This window comes from Pseudarthrobacter sp. AL07 (assembly GCF_029960665.1).
In the GTDB taxonomy this organism is placed as follows: domain Bacteria; phylum Actinomycetota; class Actinomycetes; order Actinomycetales; family Micrococcaceae; genus Arthrobacter.
Window position 1 is genome coordinate 1 of the sequence record NZ_JASBRB010000056.1, and the last position, 5,786, is coordinate 5,786.

General features: G+C 55.0%; 3 rRNA genes. All 3 read left to right on the top strand.

Annotation, left to right across the window (positions count from 1 at the left end):
* Positions 1-189: 189 nt before the first annotated feature.
* Positions 190-1,713, top strand: a 16S ribosomal RNA gene (locus tag QK290_RS18225).
* A 547-nt stretch (positions 1,714-2,260) separates the two neighbouring features.
* Positions 2,261-5,407, top strand: a 23S ribosomal RNA gene (locus QK290_RS18230).
* Positions 5,408-5,625: 218 nt separating this feature from the next.
* Positions 5,626-5,742, top strand: a 5S ribosomal RNA gene (gene rrf, locus QK290_RS18235).
* The 16S, 23S and 5S rRNA genes sit together here, the layout of an rRNA operon.
* Positions 5,743-5,786 lie beyond the last annotated feature (44 nt).

Consider the following 5,786-nt stretch of genomic DNA (forward strand, 5'->3'; position numbering starts at 1 on the left):
TGTGTCTGTTGTTTGAGAACTCAATAGTGTGCCAAGTTTGTTGATACCAATTGTTTTATTGATTGGTTGTTTTGGCCAGGCCTGTCCACCCCGTGGATTGGGTTTGGTTTTTACAGCTGGTTTCAAATTTTGCAGCCTTCTTCTTCCGTTATTTCCGGGGGTGTTGGTTGTGTTCGTTTTTGTTTTACTTCAACGGAGAGTTTGATCCTGGCTCAGGATGAACGCTGGCGGCGTGCTTAACACATGCAAGTCGAACGATGATGCCAGCTTGCTGGTGGATTAGTGGCGAACGGGTGAGTAACACGTGAGTAACCTGCCCTTAACTCTGGGATAAGCCTGGGAAACTGGGTCTAATACCGGATATGACTCCTCATCGCATGGTGGGGGGTGGAAAGCTTTATTGTGGTTTTGGATGGACTCGCGGCCTATCAGCTTGTTGGTGAGGTAATGGCTCACCAAGGCGACGACGGGTAGCCGGCCTGAGAGGGTGACCGGCCACACTGGGACTGAGACACGGCCCAGACTCCTACGGGAGGCAGCAGTGGGGAATATTGCACAATGGGCGAAAGCCTGATGCAGCGACGCCGCGTGAGGGATGACGGCCTTCGGGTTGTAAACCTCTTTCAGTAGGGAAGAAGCGAAAGTGACGGTACCTGCAGAAGAAGCGCCGGCTAACTACGTGCCAGCAGCCGCGGTAATACGTAGGGCGCAAGCGTTATCCGGAATTATTGGGCGTAAAGAGCTCGTAGGCGGTTTGTCGCGTCTGCCGTGAAAGTCCGGGGCTCAACTCCGGATCTGCGGTGGGTACGGGCAGACTAGAGTGATGTAGGGGAGACTGGAATTCCTGGTGTAGCGGTGAAATGCGCAGATATCAGGAGGAACACCGATGGCGAAGGCAGGTCTCTGGGCATTAACTGACGCTGAGGAGCGAAAGCATGGGGAGCGAACAGGATTAGATACCCTGGTAGTCCATGCCGTAAACGTTGGGCACTAGGTGTGGGGGACATTCCACGTTTTCCGCGCCGTAGCTAACGCATTAAGTGCCCCGCCTGGGGAGTACGGCCGCAAGGCTAAAACTCAAAGGAATTGACGGGGGCCCGCACAAGCGGCGGAGCATGCGGATTAATTCGATGCAACGCGAAGAACCTTACCAAGGCTTGACATGAACCGGTAATACCTGGAAACAGGTGCCCCGCTTGCGGTCGGTTTACAGGTGGTGCATGGTTGTCGTCAGCTCGTGTCGTGAGATGTTGGGTTAAGTCCCGCAACGAGCGCAACCCTCGTTCTATGTTGCCAGCGCGTTATGGCGGGGACTCATAGGAGACTGCCGGGGTCAACTCGGAGGAAGGTGGGGACGACGTCAAATCATCATGCCCCTTATGTCTTGGGCTTCACGCATGCTACAATGGCCGGTACAAAGGGTTGCGATACTGTGAGGTGGAGCTAATCCCAAAAAGCCGGTCTCAGTTCGGATTGGGGTCTGCAACTCGACCCCATGAAGTCGGAGTCGCTAGTAATCGCAGATCAGCAACGCTGCGGTGAATACGTTCCCGGGCCTTGTACACACCGCCCGTCAAGTCACGAAAGTTGGTAACACCCGAAGCCGGTGGCCTAACCCCTTGTGGGAGGGAGCTGTCGAAGGTGGGACTGGCGATTGGGACTAAGTCGTAACAAGGTAGCCGTACCGGAAGGTGCGGCTGGATCACCTCCTTTCTAAGGAGCACCTACAATCACCGCGCCGGATGTACTGTCCGTGTGGTGGGGTTGTCAGGAGTATATGCCCGTTGCGCAGACGCTAGTTCTGCGGCGGGTGCTCAAGGGTGGAATATCAACGGATAGCGGCTGCTTGTTTCTTTCCTTGCCTAGTACGGATTCCCTCTTGGGGGTGTCCTGGAACGGTGTGGGTTGGGGGTGGGTGGTTTAGTGTTTGGCACACTGTTGGGTCCTGAGGCAACAGGGCCGGGAGGATGGGCTGCAGCTTACGGGTTGTGGTGTGTTTTGTCGGGTTTGTTTGTTTCTGGTTTCCTGGCTGCATCGATCGCATGGTTGACCTTTTGGGGTTGTGTGTGGGGTGTGTGGTTTGGGGTTGTTGTTTGAGAACTACATAGTGGACGCGAGCATCTTTTATAAGAAGCAATTTCCAAGAATATATGAACCTGGATCTGTCCGGGCGTCTGTTGCTGTGGCCTTTTGGGGTTGTGGTGGTGGTGTCCGGGTGGTTTTCGTGGTTCTCTCGAAAATTAGTTTTTTGATCTTTTGTGGTCAAGTTTTTAAGAGCACACGGTGGATGCCTTGGCATTAGGAGCCGAAGAAGGACGTAGGAATCTGCGATAAGCCTGGGGGAGTCGATAACCGGACTTTGATCCCAGGGTCTCCGAATGGGGAAACCCCGCCAGGGGAGCGATCTGCCTGGTGACCCGCATCTGAACACATAGGGTGCGTGGAGGGAACGCGGGGAAGTGAAACATCTCAGTACCCGCAGGAAGAGAAAACAATAGTGATTCCGTTAGTAGTGGCGAGCGAACGCGGATCAGGCTAAACCGTTCCATGTGTGATAGCCGGCGGGCGTTGCATGGGCGGGGTTGTGGGACTTTCCGTATCAGTTCTGCCGGACTGGTGAGGTGTGATGTGCAGGCATAGGTGAACGGTCTTGAAAGGCCGGCCAGAGAGGGTGTGAGCCCCGTAACCGAAATGTTTTGTGCCGCCTGGAGAGTATCCCAAGTAGCACGGGGCCCGAGAAATCCCGTGTGAATCTGTCAGGACCACCTGATAAGCCTAAATACTCCCTAATGACCGATAGCGGACCAGTACCGTGAGGGAAAGGTGAAAAGTACCCCGGGAGGGGAGTGAAACAGTACCTGAAACCGTGTGCTTACAATCCGTCGGAGCATCTGCAGCTTGCTGTATGGGTGTGACGGCGTGCCTTTTGAAGAATGAGCCTGCGAGTTAGTGTTACGTCGCGAGGTTAACCCGTGTGGGGAAGCCGTAGCGAAAGCGAGTCTGAATAGGGCGTTGCAGTGGCGTGATCTAGACCCGAAGCGAAGTGATCTACCCATGGCCAGGTTGAAGCGACGGTAAGACGTCGTGGAGGACCGAACCCACTTCAGTTGAAAATGGAGGGGATGAGCTGTGGGTAGGGGTGAAAGGCCAATCAAACTTCGTGATAGCTGGTTCTCCCCGAAATGCATTTAGGTGCAGCGTTGCGTGTTTCTTGCTGGAGGTAGAGCTACTGGATGGCTAATGGGCCCTACAAGGTTACTGACGTCAGCCAAACTCCGAATGCCGGTAAGTGAGAGCGCAGCAGTGAGACTGTGGGGGATAAGCTTCATAGTCGAGAGGGAAACAGCCCAGACCACCAACTAAGGCCCCTAAGCGTGTGCTAAGTGGGAAAGGATGTGGAGTTGCGAAGACAACCAGGAGGTTGGCTTAGAAGCAGCCATCCTTAAAAGAGTGCGTAATAGCTCACTGGTCAAGTGATTCCGCGCCGACAATGTAGCGGGGCTCAAGTACACCGCCGAAGTTGTGGATTTCAGATATTAGCTAAGCCGCCCTTTGCGGGGTTGGTTCAGGCGTCTGGAGTGGTAGGGGAGCGTCGTGTGGGCAGTGAAGTCGCGGTGTAAACCAGCGGTGGAGCCTACACGAGTGAGAATGCAGGCATGAGTAGCGAAAGACGGGTGAGAAACCCGTCCGCCGAATGATCAAGGGTTCCAGGGTCAAGCTAATCTGCCCTGGGTAAGTCGGGACCTAAGGCGAGGCCGACAGGCGTAGTCGATGGACAACGGGTTGATATTCCCGTACCGGCGAAAAACCGTCCATGTTGAACAGGGGATACTAACCGCCCGATACCTGCCCGCCCACCCTTTGGGGTGATGTGGGTTTTGGTGGAGCGCGGGACCTGATCCTGGGAGGCAAGCGTATTAACAGGTGTGACGCAGGAAGGTAGCCAAGCCGGGCGATGGTTGTCCCGGTCTAAGGATGTAGGGCGAACGGTAGGCAAATCCGCTGTTCATGATGCCTGAGATCTGATGGGACCCCCTCACGGGGGGATTTGGTGATCCTATGCTGCCGAGAAAAGCATCGACGCGAGGTTTTAGCCGCCCGTACCCCAAACCGACACAGGTGATCAGGTAGAGAATACTAAGGCGATCGAGAGAATTATGGTTAAGGAACTCGGCAAAATGCCCCCGTAACTTCGGGAGAAGGGGGGCCCCAACCTTGAACACCACACGCTGGTGGGAGGGGATCGGGGCCGCAGAGACCAGGGGGAAGCGACTGTTTACTAAAAACACAGGTCCGTGCGAAGTCGCAAGACGATGTATACGGACTGACTCCTGCCCGGTGCTGGAAGGTTAAGAGGACCGGTTAGCCTCACGGCGAAGCTGAGAATTCAAGCCCCAGTAAACGGCGGTGGTAACTATAACCATCCTAAGGTAGCGAAATTCCTTGTCGGGTAAGTTCCGACCTGCACGAATGGAGTAACGACTTCCCCGCTGTCTCAACCATAAACTCGGCGAAATTGCAGTACGAGTAAAGATGCTCGTTACGCGCAGCAGGACGGAAAGACCCCGAGACCTTTACTATAGTTTGGTATTGGTGTTCGGAGTGGCTTGTGTAGGATAGGTGGGAGACGTTGAAGCCCGGACGCCAGTTCGGGTGGAGTCATCGTTGAAATACCACTCTGGTCACTTTGGACATCTAACTTCGGCCCGTAATCCGGGTCAGGGACAGTGCCTGATGGGTAGTTTAACTGGGGCGGTTGCCTCCTAAAAAGTAACGGAGGCGCCCAAAGGTTCCCTCAGCCTGGTTGGCAATCAGGTGTCGAGTGTAAGTGCACAAGGGAGCTTGACTGTGAGAGAGACATCTCGAGCAGGGACGAAAGTCGGGACTAGTGATCCGGCGGTACATTGTGGAATGGCCGTCGCTCAACGGATAAAAGGTACCTCGGGGATAACAGGCTGATCTTGCCCAAGAGTCCATATCGACGGCATGGTTTGGCACCTCGATGTCGGCTCGTCGCATCCTGGGGCTGGAGTAGGTCCCAAGGGTTGGGCTGTTCGCCCATTAAAGCGGTACGCGAGCTGGGTTTAGAACGTCGTGAGACAGTTCGGTCCCTATCCGCTGCGCGCGCAGGAAATTTGAGAAGGGCTGTCCTTAGTACGAGAGGACCGGGACGGACGAACCTCTGGTGTGTCAGTTGTACTGCCAAGTGCACCGCTGATTAGCTACGTTCGGATGGGATAACCGCTGAAAGCATCTAAGCGGGAAGCTCGCTTCGAGATGAGATTTCCATACACCTTGTGTGTGAGAGGCCCCCAGCCAGACCACTGGGTTGATAGGCCGGATGTGGAAGCGAGGACTAACGACTCGTGAAGCTGACCGGTACTAATAGGCCGATAACTTACACCACACACCACCCCGCAAACCTATTCAAAAGAGGTTTGCACCACGGGGCTGGTAAAAAGATAACAAGACTGCTTGCGTCCACTATGTGGTTCCCAAACAACAAACCCGTCCACGGACGGCTCGTTGCAGGGAACAAAAAACACAACACAATAACAACACCACAATGTTGTAACCAGATTTCCCACCCCTTCAGGCACGCCTGAACGGGCCGGGTAGAAGGGTTACGGCGGTCATAGCGTGGGGGAAACGCCCGGTCCCATTCCGAACCCGGAAGCTAAGACCCACAGCGCCGATGGTACTGCACCCGGGAGGGTGTGGGAGAGTAGGTCACCGCCGGAACATCATTACAGGTCGAGAACCCCCCAACACACACGTGTTGGGGG